Origin of the sequence: Helicobacter sp., from assembly GCF_014799995.1 — a bacterium.
Taxonomy (GTDB): domain Bacteria; phylum Campylobacterota; class Campylobacteria; order Campylobacterales; family Helicobacteraceae; genus Helicobacter_D.
Genome location: NZ_JAAVGY010000003.1, coordinates 57,375 through 78,344 on the forward strand (window position 1 = coordinate 57,375; position 20,970 = coordinate 78,344).

General features: G+C 37.1%; 28 protein-coding genes. 11 read left to right on the forward strand and 17 right to left on the reverse strand.

The window, feature by feature from the left end:
* Nucleotides 1-38: 38 nt before the first annotated feature.
* A complete protein-coding gene (locus HDT10_RS00315; protein WP_290878732.1) occupies nucleotides 39-716 on the forward strand; it encodes a response regulator transcription factor in 678 nt (225 codons plus the stop codon).
* 2 nt (nucleotides 717-718) lie between these two features.
* Complete coding sequence (locus HDT10_RS00320) at nucleotides 719-1,990, forward strand: HAMP domain-containing sensor histidine kinase (protein WP_290878733.1); 1,272 nt, start codon at nucleotides 719-721, stop codon at nucleotides 1,988-1,990.
* A 749-nt stretch (nucleotides 1,991-2,739) separates the two neighbouring features.
* Here the strand turns inward: HDT10_RS00320 and HDT10_RS00325 are convergent.
* The 11 genes from HDT10_RS00325 to HDT10_RS00375 form a co-directional block, all read right to left on the reverse strand.
* Complete coding sequence (locus tag HDT10_RS00325; RefSeq protein ID WP_290878735.1) at nucleotides 2,740-4,005, reverse strand: 3-isopropylmalate dehydratase large subunit; 1,266 nt, start codon at nucleotides 4,003-4,005, stop codon at nucleotides 2,740-2,742.
* A 14-nt stretch (nucleotides 4,006-4,019) separates the two neighbouring features.
* Nucleotides 4,020-4,634 carry an ATP phosphoribosyltransferase gene (hisG, locus tag HDT10_RS00330; protein WP_290878737.1) on the reverse strand — a complete coding sequence of 205 codons (615 nt, stop codon included), beginning with the start codon at nucleotides 4,632-4,634 and terminating at the stop codon, nucleotides 4,020-4,022.
* A complete protein-coding gene (locus tag HDT10_RS00335) occupies nucleotides 4,631-5,269 on the reverse strand; it encodes a type III pantothenate kinase (protein WP_290878739.1) in 639 nt (212 codons plus the stop codon). The genes hisG and HDT10_RS00335 overlap by 4 nt, the downstream gene beginning before the upstream one ends.
* A gap of 7 nt (nucleotides 5,270-5,276) precedes the next feature.
* On the reverse strand, nucleotides 5,277-6,299 hold the full coding sequence (locus HDT10_RS00340) for a hypothetical protein (RefSeq protein ID WP_290878741.1): 1,023 nt from the start codon (nucleotides 6,297-6,299) through the stop codon (nucleotides 5,277-5,279).
* Nucleotides 6,289-6,879: a tetratricopeptide repeat protein gene (locus tag HDT10_RS00345; protein WP_290878744.1), complete on the reverse strand. Its 591-nt coding sequence runs from the start codon at nucleotides 6,877-6,879 to the stop codon at nucleotides 6,289-6,291. Before HDT10_RS00345 ends, HDT10_RS00340 begins: the two co-directional genes overlap by 11 nt.
* A 23-nt stretch (nucleotides 6,880-6,902) precedes the next feature.
* Nucleotides 6,903-7,334, reverse strand: a complete 432-nt coding sequence (gene dut, locus HDT10_RS00350; protein ID WP_290878749.1) for a dUTP diphosphatase — start codon at nucleotides 7,332-7,334, stop codon at nucleotides 6,903-6,905.
* A gap of 9 nt (nucleotides 7,335-7,343) precedes the next feature.
* Nucleotides 7,344-7,823: a transcription elongation factor GreA gene (gene greA, locus HDT10_RS00355; RefSeq protein ID WP_290878753.1), complete on the reverse strand. Its 480-nt coding sequence runs from the start codon at nucleotides 7,821-7,823 to the stop codon at nucleotides 7,344-7,346.
* A gap of 63 nt (nucleotides 7,824-7,886) precedes the next feature.
* On the reverse strand, nucleotides 7,887-9,080 hold the full coding sequence (lpxB, locus tag HDT10_RS00360; protein ID WP_290878755.1) for a lipid-A-disaccharide synthase: 1,194 nt from the start codon (nucleotides 9,078-9,080) through the stop codon (nucleotides 7,887-7,889).
* An 8-nt stretch (nucleotides 9,081-9,088) separates the two neighbouring features.
* Nucleotides 9,089-9,838, reverse strand: coding sequence for a hypothetical protein (locus HDT10_RS00365; RefSeq protein ID WP_290878758.1), 750 nt, complete (start codon nucleotides 9,836-9,838; stop codon nucleotides 9,089-9,091).
* Entirely contained in the window at nucleotides 9,838-10,446 is a 609-nt protein-coding gene (locus HDT10_RS00370; protein ID WP_290878760.1) for an NUDIX hydrolase, read from the reverse strand. Before HDT10_RS00370 ends, HDT10_RS00365 begins: the two co-directional genes overlap by 1 nt.
* Nucleotides 10,446-11,684 (reverse strand): peptidoglycan DD-metalloendopeptidase family protein, encoded by a 1,239-nt coding sequence (locus tag HDT10_RS00375; protein ID WP_290878761.1) that lies wholly within the window; start codon nucleotides 11,682-11,684, stop codon nucleotides 10,446-10,448. Before HDT10_RS00375 ends, HDT10_RS00370 begins: the two co-directional genes overlap by 1 nt.
* A gap of 204 nt (nucleotides 11,685-11,888) precedes the next feature.
* Between HDT10_RS00375 and HDT10_RS00380 the strand changes: the two genes are divergently transcribed.
* The 5 genes from HDT10_RS00380 to HDT10_RS00400 are packed head-to-tail and all read left to right on the forward strand — an operon-like array spanning nucleotide 11,889 to nucleotide 15,484.
* Nucleotides 11,889-12,083, forward strand: coding sequence for a hypothetical protein (locus HDT10_RS00380; RefSeq protein ID WP_290878762.1), 195 nt, complete (start codon nucleotides 11,889-11,891; stop codon nucleotides 12,081-12,083).
* 52 nt (nucleotides 12,084-12,135) lie between these two features.
* The gene (locus HDT10_RS00385; protein ID WP_290878765.1) at nucleotides 12,136-12,381 is read left to right on the forward strand and encodes a flagellar biosynthesis anti-sigma factor FlgM; all 246 of its coding nucleotides are present in this window, start codon (nucleotides 12,136-12,138) and stop codon (nucleotides 12,379-12,381) included.
* A gap of 30 nt (nucleotides 12,382-12,411) precedes the next feature.
* Entirely contained in the window at nucleotides 12,412-12,867 is a 456-nt protein-coding gene (locus HDT10_RS00390; protein ID WP_290878767.1) for a hypothetical protein, read from the forward strand.
* 9 nt (nucleotides 12,868-12,876) lie between these two features.
* Nucleotides 12,877-14,706 (forward strand): flagellar hook-associated protein FlgK, encoded by a 1,830-nt coding sequence (gene flgK / locus HDT10_RS00395; RefSeq protein WP_290878769.1) that lies wholly within the window; start codon nucleotides 12,877-12,879, stop codon nucleotides 14,704-14,706.
* 19 nt (nucleotides 14,707-14,725) lie between these two features.
* On the forward strand, nucleotides 14,726-15,484 hold the full coding sequence (locus HDT10_RS00400) for a DUF5131 family protein (protein ID WP_290878771.1): 759 nt from the start codon (nucleotides 14,726-14,728) through the stop codon (nucleotides 15,482-15,484).
* 26 nt (nucleotides 15,485-15,510) lie between these two features.
* Here the strand turns inward: HDT10_RS00400 and HDT10_RS00405 are convergent, their stop codons facing one another.
* Nucleotides 15,511-16,209 (reverse strand): response regulator, encoded by a 699-nt coding sequence (locus HDT10_RS00405; RefSeq protein ID WP_290878774.1) that lies wholly within the window; start codon nucleotides 16,207-16,209, stop codon nucleotides 15,511-15,513.
* 68 nt (nucleotides 16,210-16,277) lie between these two features.
* Nucleotides 16,278-16,586 (reverse strand): DUF2325 domain-containing protein, encoded by a 309-nt coding sequence (locus tag HDT10_RS00410; RefSeq protein ID WP_290878776.1) that lies wholly within the window; start codon nucleotides 16,584-16,586, stop codon nucleotides 16,278-16,280.
* A gap of 165 nt (nucleotides 16,587-16,751) precedes the next feature.
* Here HDT10_RS00410 and HDT10_RS00415 point away from each other — a divergent pair, with 165 nt between their 5' ends.
* Entirely contained in the window at nucleotides 16,752-17,210 is a 459-nt protein-coding gene (locus HDT10_RS00415) for a Fur family transcriptional regulator (protein ID WP_290878777.1), read from the forward strand.
* A 10-nt stretch (nucleotides 17,211-17,220) separates the two neighbouring features.
* Here HDT10_RS00415 and HDT10_RS00420 read toward each other — a convergent pair whose 3' ends face one another.
* From HDT10_RS00420 to HDT10_RS00435, 4 genes are all read right to left on the reverse strand, one after another.
* A complete protein-coding gene (locus HDT10_RS00420; RefSeq protein WP_290878778.1) occupies nucleotides 17,221-18,060 on the reverse strand; it encodes a M15 family metallopeptidase in 840 nt (279 codons plus the stop codon).
* Nucleotides 18,050-18,295, reverse strand: coding sequence for a DUF493 domain-containing protein (locus HDT10_RS00425; protein ID WP_290878780.1), 246 nt, complete (start codon nucleotides 18,293-18,295; stop codon nucleotides 18,050-18,052). Before HDT10_RS00425 ends, HDT10_RS00420 begins: the two co-directional genes overlap by 11 nt.
* Nucleotides 18,292-18,690, reverse strand: a complete 399-nt coding sequence (locus HDT10_RS00430; RefSeq protein WP_290878782.1) for a YbgC/FadM family acyl-CoA thioesterase — start codon at nucleotides 18,688-18,690, stop codon at nucleotides 18,292-18,294. The genes HDT10_RS00425 and HDT10_RS00430 overlap by 4 nt, the downstream gene beginning before the upstream one ends.
* Before the next feature lie 75 nt (nucleotides 18,691-18,765).
* Nucleotides 18,766-19,527, reverse strand: a complete 762-nt coding sequence (locus tag HDT10_RS00435) for an A24 family peptidase (RefSeq protein WP_290878783.1) — start codon at nucleotides 19,525-19,527, stop codon at nucleotides 18,766-18,768.
* A gap of 98 nt (nucleotides 19,528-19,625) precedes the next feature.
* On the opposite strand from HDT10_RS00435, the gene nadD reads away from it, so the two are divergent.
* The 3 genes from nadD to HDT10_RS00450 are packed head-to-tail and all read left to right on the forward strand — an operon-like array spanning nucleotide 19,626 to nucleotide 20,903.
* Nucleotides 19,626-20,243, forward strand: coding sequence for a nicotinate (nicotinamide) nucleotide adenylyltransferase (gene nadD, locus HDT10_RS00440; protein WP_290878785.1), 618 nt, complete (start codon nucleotides 19,626-19,628; stop codon nucleotides 20,241-20,243).
* Nucleotides 20,195-20,554 (forward strand): ribosome silencing factor, encoded by a 360-nt coding sequence (gene rsfS / locus HDT10_RS00445; protein ID WP_290878788.1) that lies wholly within the window; start codon nucleotides 20,195-20,197, stop codon nucleotides 20,552-20,554. The genes nadD and rsfS overlap by 49 nt, the downstream gene beginning before the upstream one ends.
* Nucleotides 20,547-20,903 carry a methionine-R-sulfoxide reductase gene (locus tag HDT10_RS00450; protein WP_290878790.1) on the forward strand — a complete coding sequence of 119 codons (357 nt, stop codon included), beginning with the start codon at nucleotides 20,547-20,549 and terminating at the stop codon, nucleotides 20,901-20,903. Before rsfS ends, HDT10_RS00450 begins: the two co-directional genes overlap by 8 nt.
* Nucleotides 20,904-20,970 lie beyond the last annotated feature (67 nt).

The following is a 20,970-nucleotide window of genomic DNA, read 5'->3' on the forward strand; positions in this document are numbered from 1 at the left end:
TTTGCTTGTGGTATAATCTTGCGGATAAAAGGAAAAGAATGAAAGCGAAAATTTTGCTACTTGAAGATGATATGGCTTTGCAAGAAATCATTGCGGAATGTTTAGAGGAAGAGGGATATTCCGTAGTATGCGTGAGCGATGGCATTGAGGCTGCTAATTTGGCTTATGAAGAGAAGTTTGATATTTTATTGCTTGATGTAATGGTTACGGGACAGAGTGGGTTTGAATCCTTATGCGCGATTCGCAAAAGCGGCAAGGAAACGCCTGCTATCTTTATGACTGCTCTAAACTCACTAAAAGATTTGGAAGTTGGCTTCAAAAGCGGTTGTGATGATTACTTGCGCAAACCCTTTGAATTATCCGAATTGCTCCTTAGGATTGAGGCGCAACTGAAGCGAAGCAAGAAACTAGAAGTTTTTGAACTTGAAAATGGATATTGCTTTGATTGTACGGAGGAGATTCTCTATCATCAAGGGGTAATGGTGAAGATTTCACCTAAAGAAAGGGAATTGTTAAAGATTCTATTGCAAAGTAAGGGGCATTTTGTCCCTTTAGAGCAAATTTATTCTGCTCTTTGGGGCTATGATGAAGAGCCAAGCGAGATGAGTTTGCGTGTCTATATTAAGAATCTGCGTCAAATCGTTGGCAAGGATAATATTTTGACAAGGCGCGGTGAGGGATACTGCTATCAGCCCGCACATACAAGGAAAATGTAGCAATGGAGGCAAGAGGGACGGCTTTAAAGATTCTCGCACTTTATGTCCTGACAAGTTGTGTCTTTTTGGGCATTGTTTTTTATGGTTGGTATCAAAAAGAAAAATCGGGTATTTTGGAATCCAAAGCGATAATATTGCGTGAGAATGCGCATACATTGGTGATGAATCTTTATGAAAAATTACAAATGGAGACGACACAAGAGATTCAAAGCCTTTTTTCTCAAACCTCACAAGAATTTCAGATTCCCTTTATGATGCTAACACATAGGGGAGAGATTATCTTTAGCTCTTTAGATGAGGAAAAAAGTCAAGAGGAAATCAACGCGATTCTGTATGTACAGGGGGAATCGGTGAGATTTTTTAAAAATGATAGAATCGTGGTTTTGGGCGATACGATGATTTTGGTTACACACCATATTGGTAAGTCATTTTGGTATCTTTTAGACCAAGAATTGAAACTAAATTTTGATTCTCCAGCGAAAGGAAGAATTTATTTAGTGCTTTTCTCTAATGGAATCCAAACAGAGATTTATAAGACTTTGGGAATGATTTTTGGAAGTTTTTTTGTCGTGCTCATTGCAATGGGTATCATAGCGTATTTTTTGGTATCTTTGTCTTTGAAGCCTTTGCGCGAAAAAATTTCATCACTAGATGCTTTTATCAAAGATTCTACCCACGAGATTAATACGCCTTTGAGCGTAATTTTGATGAGCATTGAACGAATCAAGCCTAATGAATTGACGCCCTCACAATGTCAAAAGTTTGAACGCATTAAGTTTGCGGCGCAAATATTAGGGAGAATCTATCAAGATTTGTTGTTTTATAACTTTGATGCAGCGAAAGAATTGAATCTTGAGAAGATTGAAATGTCGCAATTGATTGAGGAGCGTATTGCTTATTTTCAACCCTTTTTCAAAAAGAAAAATATTGAAATTCTTGTAGATAACGAGGCAAAAAGCTTGTTAGAGGCAAATTATAGCCGTATCGCGAGAGTGGTGGATAATTTGCTAGGCAATGCGTTGAAATATACTTCTAGCGGGGGATTTGTCAAAGTGAGTTTAAAAGAAAAGAGTTTGAGGATTCAAGATAATGGCTGTGGAATCAAAAAAGAGAATTTGGATAGGATTTTTGAACGTTATTATCGTGATAATTCGCATCAAGGGGGATTTGGCATTGGGCTTGCCCTTGTAAAGCAAATTTGTCAAATCTACCATATTCAGATTGTTTGCAAGAGCCAAGAGGGAGAGGGAAGCGAATTTATCTTGAATTGGTAATATTTTGCCAAAACTTGATATTTTTCTTTTTAAAGCAGATTGCGTACGACCTATCTATTTGGAATCTCGCTCTTTAATAGGATTAGAAAGGTATATGGCGAGTGTGCGGGGGGGGGGGGATTTGTCTGCTATATTTAAAATCCTCTTAATCAAGGACTTGGAAGTAAAGACGAAATCCTAAAAATAAGATTTATGGGAGCGTCTTTCTTCTATAACAACATTAGATGAGTTTGTGCGAGAAAATAAGTTAGAAGTGGGTTTTATTAAGGTTGATATTGAGGGCTTTGAACAGGATAAAAGGAATTAGAGAGACGATAGAATCGCAAAAACCAGCAATGCTGCTTAGTATTTATGGTATCGGTTTAAGATTGTAAAACCTATAGATTATACGATAAGCATAGAGACTGCATTGTTTTGTGAAGTAGTATGGATTTTGGAATCTTCGCTGCTTTGTTTGCGAGAGTATGTAGTATTTGTAGCAATCTATAATCTTGTATACTTTGCGATTCTCCATTTGTCATTGCGAGGAATGGAATGACGAAGCAAACCATAATCTAAAATCTCGTCTTTAAATTTTAAGATTCTATTGTAAAAGTTTCTGTATCTAAAATTATAGATTGCTACGCCGATAAATCGGCTTGCAATGACAAAAGAGTAGAATCTGCTTATAAATTGCCACAGCCTTTTACAAAGGCTTCGCAATGACGATGAGAATGGATTACCGCAACCAAAGGTTTATTTGTGGAATCTCAAAGTCTAGGGTCGGCAATTTTGCCTACAATAGCACTTTTGGCAGCCACGGCGGAATTTGCAAGATAGACTTCAGAATTTCGTGCGCCCATTCTACCCACAAAGTTACGATTCGTGGTAGAGACACAACGTTCCTTGTCTCCCAAGATTCCCATATATCCACCGAGGCACGCACCACAAGTTGGGTTTGAAATCAGCGCACCCGCTTCTAGTAGAGCGTCAATATAACCTAATTTATGCGCTTCTTTGTAGATTTGTTGTGTGCCCGGTGTAATAATGAGGCGGACATCGGAATGAACCTTATTGCCCTTTAGAATCTCACTTGCGATTCTTAAATCACTCAAGCGACCATTGGTACAACTACCAATGAAAACTTGGTCAATTTTTAAGTCGTCTTTGACGGCTTGGGAAATGCTTTTGCCATTGCTCGGGAGATAGGGATAGGCGACAAGAGGCTCTAATTTGCTAATATCAATCGTGAGCGTGCGTGTATAATGCGCATCCGCGTCAGAGAAAAATTCTTTTGGTTTCGCGCGCAAGCTCGGACGACTTGCTAAAAACTCACGTGTGATAGAATCCGGAGCAATGATTCCATTTTTTGCTCCCGCCTCAATCACCATATTACAAAGCGAAAATCTATCGTCCATAGAGAGATATGCGATTCCCTCGCCACAAAATTCAAGTGTTTGGTATAAAGCACCATCTACGCCAATTTGGCGGATAATTTCTAGGATTAAGTCTTTGCCATAGATATGTTGTGCGGGTTTGCCTACAAACTCTACTTTGATTGCGCTTGGGACTTTAAACCAATTTTTGCCTGTAATCATAGCATAAGCCAAATCGGTGCTTCCCATACCTGTGCTAAATGCGCCTAAAGCCCCGTGTGTGCAGGTATGAGAATCCGCTCCGATGATGACATCTCCACTGACAACTAAGCCTTTTTCTGGAAGTAGGGCGTGTTCAATCCCCATATCTCTTTCGTCAAAATAATATTTGAGTTGGTGTTTTTTGGCGAAGTCCCGACTGATTCGCGCTTGATTCGCACTCGCAATGTCTTTTGCGGGAATGTAGTGGTCCATCACTATGCAGAATCCATCGGGATTTGCAAGCTTTTGCGCTCCGCTTTCTTCATAAGCGTGAATGGAAAGGGGTGTCGTAATGTCATTACCAATAATCATATCAATAGGAGAATCAACGATTTCTCCTGCATAAACGGCTTTGCCAATATGGTCTGAAAAGATTTTTTCTGTCATTGTTTGTCCCATTTTAACTCCTTTATTTAAGATTGGATTTGTGTTTTGAAATAATTTTGAATCTTTAAAATCTCAAGCTTTTGTGCATAAAAGCTATTGGGATTTGCCACCAAGTAAGCACTGATTTCCATAATGGTTTCGTCAATTTTGAGATTGTTTTGGCGCATTGTATCGCCTGTTTCTACTAAATCCACGATTGCGTCTGCCATACCCACAAGAGGAGCTAGCTCAATAGAACCATAGAGCTTGATAATCTCTACAGTGATAGCCTTTTTGGCAAAAAAACTTTTGGTAATATTAACCATTTTCGTTGCGATTCTTAGGTTTGGGTTAGAAAAGTCTAATGTGTAATGATTGGGAGAGCCAATCGCGATTTTGCATTTGCCAAACCCCAAGTCTAGCAGACGCACAAGCGAGCTTTGCTGCTCTTCTAAAACATCTAATCCCACCACACCAATATCCGCAGCTCCTCGTTCCACATAGACGGGCACATCTTGATTGCGCACGAGCATAAATTCAAAATTGCCTTTGGTTAAGATGAGTTTGCGGTCTTCAAAATGAAGCGGCGCACCCACGAATTTTTCAAAAATCGCAAGTGTTTGTTCCGCAATTCTACCTTTAGGCAATGCAACCTTTATCATACATAAATTCCTTGTGAGGTGAAGTTCTCATTAATGGCTTTTTGCATTCCTTTAAAGACAAGTAAGTCATCATAAAAACAATCTTTAAAGAATCTTGAAAGAAATTTGCCATCACCACCTGTGAAATGGATTTTTTTGTTTTTAGAGGTGTTTTTGAGCATTAAAATGATAGAGTTTAGCATTCCATAGCTCACAGCGTCTCTTGTGTTTTGGGGAAAGGTATTCAAATCTACACCCAAATTCATCTCACAATCTAATACAGAAATACTGCTAAACATTTTGCGATATTGTGTGATTCCGGGCATAATAAAGCCTCCTAAGTGAATGCCTTGCTGCATTACATCTATGGTGAGAGCACTTCCTGCATCTACAATAACGCCATCATTGATAGCCTTGCAAGCCGCGATTCTGTCAATCCCTAAGCCTTTGTAAGTCGTATCAATATTGACATAAGGCGTCAAATCAAAACAGCGAGGGTGTGCGTAGAGTAAGGCATTGGTAGAATCTTCATTGACGCTAATATACATAATGAGCTCTTTAGAGTCTTTTGGAGTTAGTTTGTTTTTCTCCTCTTTCCAGATTCTACCGCGATAATAAAAATGCAAAAAGGTATTGCCAATATCACAGAGAATCATTGCGCCTCTATTCTACTTTTAAAATTTTATTGCCGACAAAGATTTTACGCGTACCGGAGAATGTAGGGACATTGATTGCATCAGGAAGTGCAAAGATTGTGCTACTTTGTAATTCATCATCTAAACTAATCAAATAACCCTCTGTTTCTAAAATAACAATATTTCTCCCGTGATTTGCCGCAGTGAAATGCGCAAAGGGAAATTTCATTCTTCGTTTTTCATTCAAATCTTGGTCTGTGAGAATCACCTCTCCCTCGTTGGTGAAAATAAAGATTCTATCTTCAAAAAATAAAATATCTTTGATATTCGCATTGAAAGTGCTAATGATGCTTGGGCTTACAGAAATAACGCGTTTAGGAGTGGCTGCAACCATACGATTTCCAATAGCTTCTAGGAAAATAACATTATTAAAATATTTATCACCATTGACGACGATATTACGAATCATTTGCATATTGTTTTTATCCACAATGACGAGTTTTCCGTCTAAGGTTGGCACGATGACAATATCACTTAGAAAATAAGGTGAAGCAATGAGGGTATTATTGGTTGGAGCTAATGTGCTATCTTGTTTGTAGGCGATTTGGCTTCTACTGAAATCATATAAAACAAAGGTATTGTCATCAAAAATAATCGCAATGAGTTGTCCATTCATAGAGGCACTAATGGGTGTATTCTCAAACGCGATGGAAGTTTGGGCATTGGTTTCTTTATTAATCAACAATAAAGAATGGTATGCTCCTGCGAGATAATAATCTTCTGTCTGGTTAAGATATTGCGCACCTTCAGGCAAATAGGTGTTTGGAATCTCGGAATATTTGGTGATAAATTGTCCATTTTGTAAGGTTGCACCATCACGTACAATAGAGGCGATAGGAGATGGGAGAGAATCACTAAAAGAGACTTTACCTTTGATTTCATTTTCTTCTGGTTGGAAATAATATTTAGATCCGCAGCCACTCAAAGTAAAAGACAATACAAAAAGATGAAAGATAGAAATGATGAAACTCTTTAAGAATCTATTGGGCATTATGAGTTCCTTGAATACTTAAATGCTCTAGCGCATTGGCAAAATCTCTGACAGGGGAATCGTTTTGAATTTTGGACAAAATCACTTTAGCTTCTTCAACCTTTCCTGCTTGAATTTCTAAAAATGCAGCTTGCAAGTAACTAAAATCACCCGATTCTTTAGAATCAAGTATGCTTAGATTTTGGTTTAAAGAGGCGTTTTGTAATTTAGCAAATTGTGCAATGATTGGGTCTTTGCAAGATTCTAATGTTTTTAAGGTTTCTGCATCGTTGGACTTTAGTGCTTTTTGAAAAAGATATAAATCATAAAGCCTGCTTTGGGATTTTTGGAGTGATGTGATTGCGCTTTCATCGCCTTTCAAAGCTTTTTCATAGAGACTAGAAAGCTCTTGTTGCTTATTTTCTTGGTAATAATTGTTGCCCATATAGCCAAAGGCAAATACAATAATGCCAATTGCCAATGCAATAAGTGGAATCTTGTAACGTTTGAACCAACCCTCAAAGCGGATAAGCCCCTCTAGCATTTTTTCATCATTACTCATTTCTTCTTTGATAAAATCTACATTTTGTTTTAAACTCAAAATTTCTCCTTTGATTTGATTATTTATTTGCCTGTGCTTCCGAAGCCTTTTTCGCCTCGTTTGGTTTTGTCTAATGTTTGGACAACTTTGATTTTGGCTTGCTTAACCTTGCAAAGCACTGCTTGTGCGATTCTATCGCCTGCATTAATCTTAAAATCTTCTTCTCCTAAGTTGATTGCGATGATTTTGATTTCTCCGCGATAATCCGAATCAATCGTGCCCGGAGAGTTTAGAATCGTAATGCCATACTTTAATGCTAAACCACTTCTTGGGCGCACTTGCACTTCGTAATTTTTGGGGAAGCTAAAGCTAAGCCCTGTGGGAATAAGTGCCCATTTACCTTTTTGCAAAGTCAAATCTTGACTAGCGCAAAGGTCAAATCCTGCTGCCTCTTTGCTTTGGTATTTTGGAATGATTGCATTAGGGATTAATTTCTTGATTTTTAATGTCGCCATAAAATAACCTTAAAATTGGATTGGTTTATAGAGAATCTCCAAGACTTCATAATCCACGCGTCCCTTTGGTAAGCTCACACTCACTTCATCACCCACGACTTTGCCTAAAAGCTGTTTTGCTAAAGGGGAATGATAAGAAATCAAACCTTTTTCCGGATTGCTTTCAGTCTGTCCCACAATTGTGTAAGTAAAAGTTTCTTCTGTTTCTAAATCTTCTAGCTTAATCGTTGAGCCAAAGCTGATTTTGGTATGTTCTAGGCTTTGGGGGTCAATCACGCGTGCATTCGCAACAAGTTGCGTTAATTCATTAATGCGAGCGTCTAAAAATAATTGTCGCTCTCTTGCGGCGTGGTATTCTGCATTTTCTTTTAAATCGCCGTGCTCTCTTGCGGTATCAATTTCAATAATGTTTTTTGGTCGTTCTACTTCTTTGAGATTCTTAAGTTCGGAAATTAATTTATTATAGCCATATTGAGTCATAGGTTCCATATAATGCCTTTAGATAAAATAATTTGATATAGTAAGGAAAAGAGTGTTAAAAAGCCCTTTATTTTATAAATTTTTCGCAAAATTTTGTAATTTTTTTGCACAAGATTCTGCGCTTCCGTGTGCAAGATATTGGAATAGAATCTTTTTTTGTTCAAAAAAATGCCGATAATCAAAGCAAGCATACGCATTTTGCAAATTTTCTACACTTACATTTTTTTGTAAAAACTCTGGGTGGATTGGAAAAATAGCGGGATTGGGGTTGTTTTTGGGTGCATTGAAAACGTGAAATTCTAAAAAAATATTGGCTAAGCCTATGTAGTTTAATTTGACTAAAGATTTGGCGATGAGGTAATCTAAAGGCTTTGCTTTGTAAGCTAAAATTGTTGGAATCCCAAGCAGAGTAGATTCCAAAGTCGCTGTGCCACTACATACGAATGCAAACGCACATTGCCTTAATCCAAGATAGGTATCAAAAGAAATTTCAAACGCGCTAATGTCGCCATAGATTGCATTTAAATCACATTTTTCAAATACTTTGGGAGCTATCAAAATCGCACTTTTGCCTTGAGATTTTAAGGTTTTGGCGAGTTGGCTAAAGATTGGGAAGAGTGCGCGGATTTCACTCTTGCGAGAACCCGGCATAAAGGCGATTTTTTGCGATTCTTGAGGAGTATCCAAAGAATAAGGAATCGCATCAAGAAGAGGGTGTCCCACATAAGTAATTTGCGCAGTTTTTGGATAAAAGTCCTTTTCAAAAGGCAAAATTCCCCATAATTCATCACAAATCTCACTTAAAATTTTTGCGCGTTTAGGCTTCCAAGCCCAAACTTGTGGCAAGATATAATAAATGATGTGCGGGGGCTTTTGGGATTTGTTTCTAAGCGATTTGCGAATTGTTTGAATTAAAGGAATATTAAATGAAGAAGAATCCATAAAGAGTGCAATATCGCATTTGAGGGCGATTTGAGCAAGCTCTTGCTTGAGTTTGAAAAATTTTGGAATCAATCGGAGAATCCCAACAAATCCCATAACGCGAAAAGATTCTGGATTGTAGGCACTTTGGAAAAGATTTGTAGAATCCGTTGTGTTTGGGCTAGAAGTTTGTGATTCTAGTAAGCGTTGATGAAGTAATGCGCTATCAAAGATTCCATAGAGCACAAAGGGAACTCGCGCTTGTTGTAAGGATTTGACAAGATTAGCTAAATGAATATTAGCAGAATATTCTATGGCAGAAACAAAGATTTTTAATATTTTCACGCAGGCTCTCAAGGGCTTTGTGGAATCTCATCGGAGTCTTGAGGGTTTTTTGGTGGGATTTTTTCTGATTCTATCTTTGGATTTTGGTCGGAGTGGATTTCCAAATCTTGTATATCATCTAACATTTTTTGCGTGGATTGTGTTGCGTTGTTTTGTAAGCTGTGAATCTCTGCTTCTAGTTTGGAACTTTCTAAATCTAGTGCTTTAAGCCTAGAATCTATTTTGATTAATAAGTCAAAAAGCAATTCTGCGGATTCTAAAAGTACATAATCTTTAGCGGGATTGGCGAGCAATCGTTGGTGTTTTTGATAAGAGACTTCCAGCTTCTCTATGGCTTTAGGACGCTCAAGGGGAATGTTTTGGAGAATCTCTTTTGTGGATTTTAGAAGTTTTTTTAGAGCGTGGTATTGGGTTTCTAGGGCTTTGGTGTCTAAGGGTTGAGATTCTAAGGCATTAGAGCTTGGAATCTCTAAGGTTTGGGAATGATTCAAGGAGTCAAGATGTTGTTCTTTTGTGGCAATTTCATTTTTTAATGCTTGATTTCTTTGTTCTAATTCTTTGTTATCTGCGAGTAATAACGCATTTTTAGCCGAGATGTCATTAAAGGATTCCAATAGGGATTCTTTGTCTTTTTTAAGAGCGTCAAATTCTTCATTAAAACGTTTTTTTTCTGTTTCAAAGATAGTATAGATTTGCCACGATTCTTTGATTTCGTCTAGTTTCTTGGTGAGCTCTTGAAGTGGAGAGTGATTTTGCATTAATGACCTTCAAAATTTTTGAGAAACCAAAGAAAGGCGAACATAACGCCCGAAGTTTTGGGATAAGATTCATCTAAAATAAAATCATAAGCCTCGCACCTTGGGATAAACACGACTTCAATGTTTTCATCTTCTACGCCACCTCCTTGATTTTGGCGACAAGATTCGTCAATTACTGCAAAGAAAAGTGTTTGCTTGCTCCCTGCAAAGCCGACAGAACTATAAAATTCTGTAATTTTGTTAATGTTTTCTAATGGAATCGCATAGCCGCATTCCTCTAAAATTTCTTCTTGGGCGATTTCCTTAAGGGACTTTCCTTCTTTGTCTGTAATGCCTGCGCAAAGCTCAAAGGTGTAACCTAATTCAACTTTTAGATTCGGGGTTTGGCGGATACTTTCTTTGAGATAAACTGCGGGACGAAATTGTTTCACCATTACAAAGGAGTCTTTTGGTTTGTGGTAAAGTAAAATACTTACGCTATCGTGTGCTTCAATAATGTCCCAGCTACGTTCTTTGCCATTTTCGCAAAAAAGCATTCGTTTAGGCTTAATGTATTGTGAATTATGGCAACTGCAAAAGCGAATATTAGAAATATCTTTGGGACGCATTAGTTTAAATTTTTATCCTCTGCATTAAGATAGACAATATAATCATTCTTTATTTTTTTAAATGGTGTTTGATTCTCAATTCCTTGAGCAAGAGCGGCGTTTAAAGCTTGCTGATAAACTTTTGCTACGGCTAGGAATCCCTCCTTTTCTTTGCCTGTAAGTTTTGAATGAGCGATTTTCAAATGCTTAATGGGATTGACTGCATTACCATTTTTATAAAGTCCAAAATGTAAATGTGGTCCTGTGCTAAGTCCTGTACTGCCTACCGTGCCAATTTGTTCGCCTTGTTTGACATATGTGCCTGTGTGGATTTTGCGGTTGATTTTTTGCATATGGGCGTAAAGTGTTTTATAGCCATTTTCGTGTTGGATAATCACGGTTTTGCCATAACCTCCTTTTGTTCCAGCAAAGATTACTTTGCCTTTTCCTGCTGCACGAATAGAAGTATGACGCGGTGCCGCATAATCTGTCCCCAAATGCGGACGCTTGTAACCAAGAATAGGGTGTTTGCGCCCCATAGAGAAATGAGAGGAAATGCGTTTATAGTTTAAAGGAATCGTGAGCAAGTATTTACTCATATTGTTGCCCTTTAAATCATAGAATTGTCCGTCTTCGTGGCGCACAACATATTGATGACGATTGCCAACATTCAAAATAGAAGCCTTAATATTAGGCGAACCGAAGTTTTTACCCAAACGATATTTGCGCTCATAAATAATTGCGAGTTTGTCATTTTTACGCACTTCGCGGCGAAAATCTACACTTCCTTTATAGGCTTGGACAAAATCACTTGCTAGAAATTTATCTCCCGTGAGTTTGATAATATCATTATAGAGAGAATTTTCAACACTAAGAGCAATCGTGCGTTCCTCTGTGAAATAAATTACGGGAATCGCACGCATACCATAAGAATCCCCTTGTCTGAAAATATGTAATTGAGAATTTTCATTAATAGGAATTAAGGCTTGGAGTAAAGTAGAATCTTCATAAAGTGTGTAAAAAGTGCTACCACTGATAATTTCATCAGCTAATTCTTTGTCTTCTGGGGCTAAATCATAATAAACCTTTAATGGAATATTGTTTTTTGCAAAAAAAGTTAAGAGAGTTTGTCCTTGTTCCCATTGAGATTCTTGGACATTTGCGGCATTGACGTTAAGAAAACCAAAAGTGCTCAAAATGCAAAAAACTTTCAAAGGATTTTTAAAGAATGCTAATTTAAGAAGTTTGAAGAGTTGCATACTAGCCCCTAAATGAAATGATTAATGTGGTATGATATTTTAGAGAAAGGAGATTATAGCACAAAAACCGCAGTTTGAGGCAAAAATATAAAAAAATTATAAAAATTTTTGAAATTTCATTAAAAAATAAAATTCTGCTATACTTTTAACAATAATACAAAATGCATTTAAGGCTTTAAAGCATTTTGGCTTAAAGGAGTGGCGATGAAAGATTGGTTTGTGCCATCAATGGGATTTGGACTCTTTATTTATTTTATGTTATTTGTAATTTTATATACAATTAAAATTGGGGGTCCAGATGTTCCATTGTATGGTGATGGTCAGTATATTGCTCCTCCGAAGTCCGATACAGAGAAGTTTTTACAAGATGTTTCAAAAAGTATTAGAAAATCATTTTAGTTTTTTGAAAAATAGCCGATATTAGTGGAAAGATTTTTTGAAAGGAGAGAAAATGATTAGTCATTTGATGAATAATTCGGCTTTTTCAAGCGTTATTAATCAAGCAAACAACAAAAATACTTCACAGATTAATAGCACAAAAGAAGAATCAGTTAATGAAAAATCTCAAACAGACAAGAGTGCTAAAACCTCTAATAATAGTAGAGTAGATGAAATCAAAGCTGCGATAAAAGATGGCACTTATAAATTAGACTTAAGGGGGAGTGCGCAAAAGTTGGCACAAGAATTGCTTAGATAGGAGATAAGTCTATTTTATAGGAGTTATCTCATGTCTTTGCAGTTTTTAAAAGAGGCTTTAGAGGATATTAAAGCACTCATTGCAATTACAGAACAAGATATTGCGGATATTAAAATCGCAAATAATGAGGCTATTTTTGCAAGGATTCCACAAAAAGAGGAATTAACCGCATCTTTTATCCGCAAAAAAGAAGCTTACGCTAAGAGCATTGAAGAACGTTTGCGCACAGAATACCCCAATGCAACTTTAGAAGATTTAACTTATGAAGACAAACAGCATTTACTAGGGGAGGGTGCGAGTGAATGTACTGCAGAACTGCATGACCAATTAGAAATCCTAAAGAATCTCAATTATCGTTTTGGCAAAATGTCCTTAGCCGTTTCGGAGTTTTATAGCTCTTTGTTAAGTAAAATTGTTCCTGTGGAAGACCGCGGCTATAAAAAACAATCTTTGGGCAATGCGTCCTTTTTGCATACTGAAGTGTAGGGGGGCATTATGGGTGGAATACTTTCTTCATTAAATACTCCCTATACAGGTTTAACCGGACACCAAGTAATGGTGGATACGGTAAGTAACAACATTGCCAATGCGAATAACGAATTTTATTCAAGGCAAGTCGTAAGAAGTGCAGCAGAAACCCCACTTTGGAAGCAAAATTATGCTTTGGGGCAAGGGCTTGCTACGATGACAATAGAACGCATACACGATGAATATACCTTTATGCGTTATAAAAAAGCAACTGCAGAAAAAACCTACTATGATACAAGTTTTGCAGGGCTTAGGGAAGCCTCCTCTTATTATCCTGAAATAGATGGAGTGGGGATTTATAATGATTTGCAAAATTATTTCAATGCTTGGAAAGATTTATCTATAAAAGCAGGCGACCCAGCGCAGAAAATTGCATTGGCAGAAGAAGCCAATACGCTTTGTAGAAATATCCAAGAAACACGCAATTCATTAGTTTATTTGCAGCAGCGATTGAATGATGAATTGAAAGTCGCAGTAGAAGAAGTGAATCGCTTAGGGGAGCAAATCGCAATCCTCAATAAGCAGATTAATGAATATGAAAATCAAGACTTGCATAGAAAGGCAAATGATTTGCGTGATTTGCGCGACCAATATGAGTTTGAAATTAATAATTTGATTGGTTGTGATGTTTTCAAGCAAGAAGTCAAAGGAAGTGCGTGTGTCAATAAGAACATTGCGGATTTTGATGAAGATTATACGCTAACAATTGGTGGGAGGTCTATCGTTGATGGCGAATCTTTTCACCCTTTAACTTTGGATAATTCCAAAAACGAAAGTGGAATCTATACGATTAAATATTTGCGTAGAGACCATAAAGAGCATAATTTAACAAATGTATTAAATGAGGGGAAAGTCGGCGCATTGTTAGACTTAATTCGTACAGAAGATGTGCTAACTTGTAATGGGACTTTGGGGAAATTACAAGTCTATATCAATGATTTGGATACTTTTGCTAATGGAATCATTGAGGCGACAAATAATATTTATGCACAATGCGCACAATTAGGCGCGCGTAGCGACCAACTTTATATTAACACCCAAGATGCACTCACAACGAGCGGTTATAATATTCGTCAAGGAAGCTTCAAGGTGGTAATGTATGATAAACAAGGCAATGAATTGGGTGCGCGTGAGGTGAATATAGATAATCTTACGAATATGCAAAGCATTATTGACCAACTCAATGCCAATAATGATGATAATTTAGACGGTAATGCCTTGAATGATTTTGATGATAGATTCCAAGCGACTTACAATAATGACACGCAGACTTTCGCGATTACTTCTAAGAATCCGTCAGAAGAAATCTACATTTCAATCCAAGATAATGGGACAAATTTTGCTGGGGCATTTGGCGTCAATCGTTTTTTTGACGGCAATGACGCAAGCAATATAGAGCTAGCAAGAGCTTATCGTGATGACCCAACTTTGATTCGTGCTTATCGTGAGGCAGTAGATGGTAACTTTGAAGTTGCAAATATGATGCAGCAATTACAATATGATAAGATTACCTTTACAGATGTTTATGATAGAGAGGGGAGAGAAGAAACAATTAGTGGATACTTTCGCTATATTGCAAGCAAGGTTGCCTCTCAAACCGAAGGAACGCAAGTTACGCAAGAGACAAAAGAAGCTGTATATAATTCAATTAAAGCAGAATATAAAGCAATTTCGGAAGTTTCCGTAGATGATGAATTGGTAAATTTGATTAAGTTTCAAACGGGTTATAGTGCCAATGCCAAGTTAATCTCCGCGATTGATGAGATGATTACCACACTTCTGGGGATTAAGCAATAATTTCTAGTAGGAAATTGCTTTGAATTCCCCCAAACTCCCTCTTTTTAATGCGCCGTTAGAGATTAATTATAATCCTTGGCACGGGTGTTTGCGTGTAAGTGAGGGTTGCAAAAATTGTTATGTTTATACGATAGATTCTCTTATCCAAAAAGACGCACGCGAAGTCTATAAAACACGCAATTTCTACTTGCCAATTATCAAAAACCGCAAGGGAGGCTATAAGATTCCAAGTCATTCTAAGGTGTGGCTCTGCTTCAGTAGTGATTTTTTGTTAGAGAGTGCAGATAAATGGAGAGGGGAAGTGTGGGAAATGATTGCTAAAAGAAGCGATTGCACTTTTGTATTTTTTACCAAGCGCATTGCACGATTCTTGGATTGTGTTCCTAAGGATTGGGGGGAGGGATATTCTAATGTGATTGTGGGTTGTAGCGTAGAGAATCAAGCGCAAGCAAATGCGCGCTTGGAAATTTTTTTGTCTTTGCCGATTCAAACGCGTTGGATTATTTGTGCCCCGCTTTTAGAAAATATCAATTTAATGCCCTTTTTGGATTCTAGCAAGATTGCAGAAATTAGCGTGGGGGGAGAATCCGGACTTCATACGAGGGTATGTGATTTTGCTTGGGTGCTTTCTTTGCAATCTCAAGCGAAACTTGCGGGAATTAAATTTCATTTCCACCAAACAGGCACTTTGTTTTTAAAGGATTCTAAACTTTACAGGATTGCAAAAAATCTCCAAAGGATTTATGCGCAAAGAGCAAATATTGATTGGAATCCATAAGGTGTGGAATCTTGAGTGTAGCGGTGTTATTCTAGGGGGACGCAATTGAGCTTATAGCCTAAGCGGGAATGATTGCGGATAAGGTCGTGATAAGTTTTGCGGCGAATACTATTGACGTGCATACGCAAAGAATCCATTGTCATAGGCTGATTTTTCCAGATTTTTTTATGAAATTCTTCATAGGTTACAGGATAGCTATCTGCATTAATCAGCAAATCCAAAATCTGACATTCTCTATCGGTGAGCTCAAAAACCGCGAAACCTTTTAAAATAGACTTGTCTCGCCTACGATAAAAGATTCCTTGTCCAAGGTCTACGGTTTGTTCTTTGTGGAGCTGCTTATTGATTCCAAGTAAGAGCACGAAGAGTTCTTCTAAATCCACCGCTTTTTTAATGAGTGAGCAAGCGTTGAGTTTAATCATCTCATTGATTTTTTCTTCATCGCTATAAGCAGTCATAAAGATTACAGGAATATTGGGATTCGTCTTGCGCATTGTTTTCACCATTGCGATTCCGTCTATCTTGCCTTCTAAATTTACATCGGTAATCACAATGTCAATCACATTGCTTTTAAAATGTTTCAAGCCGCTTTCACCTTTTTTGGCAGTTAGAATCTTGCGACATCGTCTCTCTAGTGGAATCCTAAGCAAATCCAATGCGACAGGATCATCTTCAACAATCAGGATTGTTAAATTGCCGAGAGGTTCAAGCAGTGCAGGAAGCATTCTTATCCTTAAATTAAACTAAAACATAATTTAGGGATAATTTTACAAAATTAAAATTAAAATTAAAATTAAAAGCTACCACAAGGGCAATTTTCACCACCAAATGTTTTCATAAATTCACAATATAGACAGCTTACGCTTCGTTTCGTGCAGATAACAGGAATATCCTTTTTCTTCGCTTGTGTGCGAAATTTTTTCATTGTATTGTGATTCAAAAAGTTTGTAAGCATTACCAAGCAGCCAATGTTTTGTGGTAAATCTTTATGATTGACGCTTTCCCTCCTCGCGTCCCAATGTGTAATAGATTGACAACCTAGATTCTTTAAGACAGCTTTAATAGGCGTAATTTCGTCGCCTCCAATCACTAAAACAGACATTGAAATCCTTTGAAAATATTTAAGATTTTATTTGCAAAATAATAATCAATATCAACTTAATATAAAATAAAAATGATTCTTATTTTATATTTGATTTATTTTATAATACTTTGCTATAATTAATCTATTAAATTACACGCGATACGCACAAATAAGGATTTTTAAATGAAAAAATATACAGAACCTCTTAAGGCTATTTTAGACAGATTGCATTTAGCGATTAAAAAAAACAATCTCAAAAACTCTAAGCAACGCGAATTTATACTTAGAGCACTCTATGAAGATGGAGGGCATTTAAGTCCTGAAGATATTTTTGCAATCATTCGCAAAACCTGTGCCAATGCGAGCATATCCTCTATTTATCGCATTCTTTCATTTCTTGAGAAAGAGGGGTTTATCAGTTCGATTGAGGTAGATAAAAGCGGAAAACGTTATGAAATCGCAAGCGGTTTGCATCACGACCACATTATTTGCGTGGAATGTGGGAAGATTGAAGAGTTCTGCAATCATGAGATTGAAAAATTACAAGTAGAGGTTACAAATTCTTATAATGCCAAGCCTGTGGGACACGATATGTTGCTTTATGTCGTATGTGAAAAATGTTTAAAAAAGGCTGAAAAATAATTTCCATTCTTTAGTATGATGAGGGAGTGGGATTAGAATTTAATAAAGCTTTAGCATAGCATAGAATCTCTGGACGATATTCAAAGTGCATTGTGTCATAGTGCCACCAACGTCCGCCCCAAATAAAATTTTCGCTCTCAAAGGCTTCAATGATTTCTAGGGGGATTGTAGCGACAGATTGGGGAGTGCTCAAGGCTTGATTTTGCAAATCCCATAACCAATAACGCGAATGGGCTACATTAATGTCTATTGCGATTCCAAAGCTATGCGCACTTAGATTTTTAGAGTTGGCAATTTTGCGCCATTTAAATGTTCCACCGATATTTTGCAAATAAACTTTAAAATCAGGATTGGATTCTATGAGTTTTGCTAAACGATTGCGAACGCGCTCTAATGCCTCGTAAGCACCATTTTGAGTATTGAATAATATTTCTGTTCCATCTAGCCAAATAAGGGGCTTTAGGTGTTGCTTCACTTCTGTTTCGTTTGCGCCATACAGATGAGTAAAAAATGAAATATCACGAATCCTAGAGCTATCCTCGTAAGGCTTCTTGGCAAAATTTCCTAGTGGATAGGGAAATATGAATGAATCTACTAATTTTGAATTTTGCAAAGATTCTTTATAGGCAAGTGGGTTTGTAGAGCCTAGCGCAAGATTCCAAACCAAAGATGGATTGGAGCGGAATCTTAAAATATCTTGAGATTCACATTCTAGTGCGGAGTAAGATTTCAATAAGCATTGTGTGGCAATTTGAAAATTTAATTCTGAATCTTTAGGGCGAGTTTGGTCTGCTCCAAGCAGGATTTGTGTGGCTAAAATCACGCCAATCATCAGGACTTTAGAGTACAAACTTTACCCTTGAATCGTGATAAAACTTCGCAAATATCGCATCACGTTCTTCTTGATTCTCCACAACTACTTCTATATTAATGCTGTGATATTTCCCTCCCTTACTTTCTTTGGCAGGAGTAGAGATAAACTCTTTATTAAGAATCTCAAGTGCGGCTAAATGCAATTCTTCTTTGCTATTGCCAATGATGCGATAATGCCAAGTGCAAGGATATGCAATCTTTTGTTCTTTCATTGTGCGCCTTTTAGGGTGTCAAAGACTTTTTGCGCCCACATTGGTATTTTGGTGATTTTTTGGGATTTGGAATTGATACAGACAAGCGTAATTGTAGCAGAAAAAACTTTTTTAGGAGTGTTAGAATTTGCAAGATAAATCGTCTGCAAAAGGCTTAAAGAAGCAGATTTTTGCTCCAAAACTTGTGTTTGCACCTCTAATAAATCACCAAGTTTAGCTGGATAGTGGAATTGGATTTGCATTTCCTTGACAACAAATCCAATATCATTTTGCAGAGGCATTATTCCTGATTGAAAGAATGCCTCACTACGCGCGCGTTCGCAATATTTTAAATAATTCGTGTGATATACGATTCCGCCACAATCTGTGTCTTCATAATAGATTCTAATTTGCATTATAATGTCCTTTTAGCCTTTTATTTATTGTAAATTGACTTTTGTAAAGTCGCGTTGAAAATTTAAGCAAGATTATCATAAAAATCCAAAGAATTGGCATAAAATGACGCAAAGAAATCCTAAGAATAAAAAGGGGACAAAGGGAATCTCTATCCTTTGATGATTGGATTTAGGATAATATTTAAAGATTAAGAGCGCAAAGAGTGCCAAGCTAGAGGCGCAGAATATTGCCAAGATTCCACAAAATCCCCCAAGTGCCGCACCGAGTGTGCCAAAAATAATAATATCGCCTTCACCTAGCACTTCTTTGTGTGTGAGGCTTCCTAAAAAGAGTCGCAAAAAACTTGCCAATCCCATAAAGCAGGTAGAGAATAAGAGCGATTCCGCCCAAGCAACACCGAGTAGGTTAGCAGGCAATATCAGCGCACCATAACAGATTCCTAATGCTAAGTTTAGAAAGTTTAAAATATCTGGAATCTCTAAAAAATTCCAATCAATAACACTTAGCACATAAAAGCATAAAAGAAGCCAAAATAGAATGCTTCCCCAAACTCCAAGCCAACAATAGCAAAAGATAGCCAAGATTCCTCCTAAAGTCTCGCTCAATAGATAATAGAATGGAATTTTGGTGCGACAATAGGGGCATTTGGCACGATAAAACAAAAAAGAGAGCAGAGGAATTTTTTCGCTCCATTTGAGTTTGGTTTGGCAATGCGGACAAAAGGAATCAGGGGAAATGATGCTAAGGGAGCGGGGGATACGATAGATTAGAACATTGGCAAAAGAACCAAAAGAGAGCCCAAAACAAAAGACAAAAAGCCACTCCAACCATTCCATAAGATTCCCCTTTTTGCTACAATTTTATCTAAATTTTTAATCAAGTTTTGGTTAATTTGAGAAATTTATCATCATTTTGAATAAAATTAAGGACGAAAATGCAACGCAATTTTGCTGTTTTTGGTGGTTCATTTGACCCTCCACATTGGGGGCATTTGCGCATTATAGAATCCGTATTGACGCAACTCGCAGTTGATAAGCTTTTTGTTGTGCCAAATTTTTTAAATCCTTTTAAAAGTGATTTTTGTTTCTCTCCAAATCTCCGCCTAGAATGGCTTAGGATTCTATGTCAAGACTTCTCTAATGTGGTGGAGGTGCTAGATTATGAAGTGCGTCAAAATGCACCCACGCCGACTTATCAAACCTTGCAATTTATGCAGCAATCTTATTCTTTGAATCCAAAGGATAAAATCTATTTGCTGCTTGGTGCAGACAATGTAGAATCTCTGCATCAATGGCAAAATTTTGATTGGCTTAAAAAAAATGTAGAATTTGTTATAATTCCACGTAAAGGCTTTGGGATTCCACAAGGGTTTCAGATTCTACCATTCTGTGAGCTAGACATAAGCTCTACGCGGATTCGTCATCAGTTGGCTTGCGAAGATTATGCAAGCCTGTCTTCTTTGGTCCCACAGCCTATTTTAGAGAGAATATTAAAGGAAACACATTGCAAGAAAGCAGACAAGAAATCCTCAACGCAATTCATCAAATCATAGAAGAAAAAAAGGGCGAGAATATTGAGGTTTTTAATCTCAAGGAAACAGATTATTTTGTAGATTTTGTCGTGATTGCCACAGCACTCGTGGATAGGCACGCAATGGCACTTTTGGAGGAGTTAAAAAAACAACTCAAGCTTAAAGGGGAGCAATTTTTTCATATTGATGAAGAGAATCCAGATTGGATTGTGATAGATTTGGGTGATATTATTATTCATCTTTTTACAGAGAATCAACGCAAAAAATTCAATTTAGAAGAGTTTTTGCAAAAACTACTCCAAGACAAAGAAAGAAAAGATAAAAATGTATAAAAAGTTGAGCCAAGAAGAACAATATGTGATTTTGCATAAAGGCACTGAAGCACCCTTTAGCGGAGAGTTTGAAAATTTCTTTGAAACAGGAATCTATCATTGCAAGCAATGCAATCAAGCATTATACGATTCTAAAAGCAAATTCCATAGCGGTTGCGGTTGGGCTAGTTTTGATGATTGTTTGCAAGGCGCAGTGAAAGAACAATTAGATGCAGATGGTAAGAGAGTAGAAATCATTTGTGCAAATTGCGGTGGGCATTTGGGACATATATTTTTGGGTGAGGGATTCACACAGAAAAATACGCGCCATTGTGTCAATTCTCTTTCATTGACTTTTGAGAAAAGTTAATTTAGATTTTTGTTATAAATGGAATAAAATTTGCTTGGTAGTTTCAAACAAAAACTAAATTTGGATA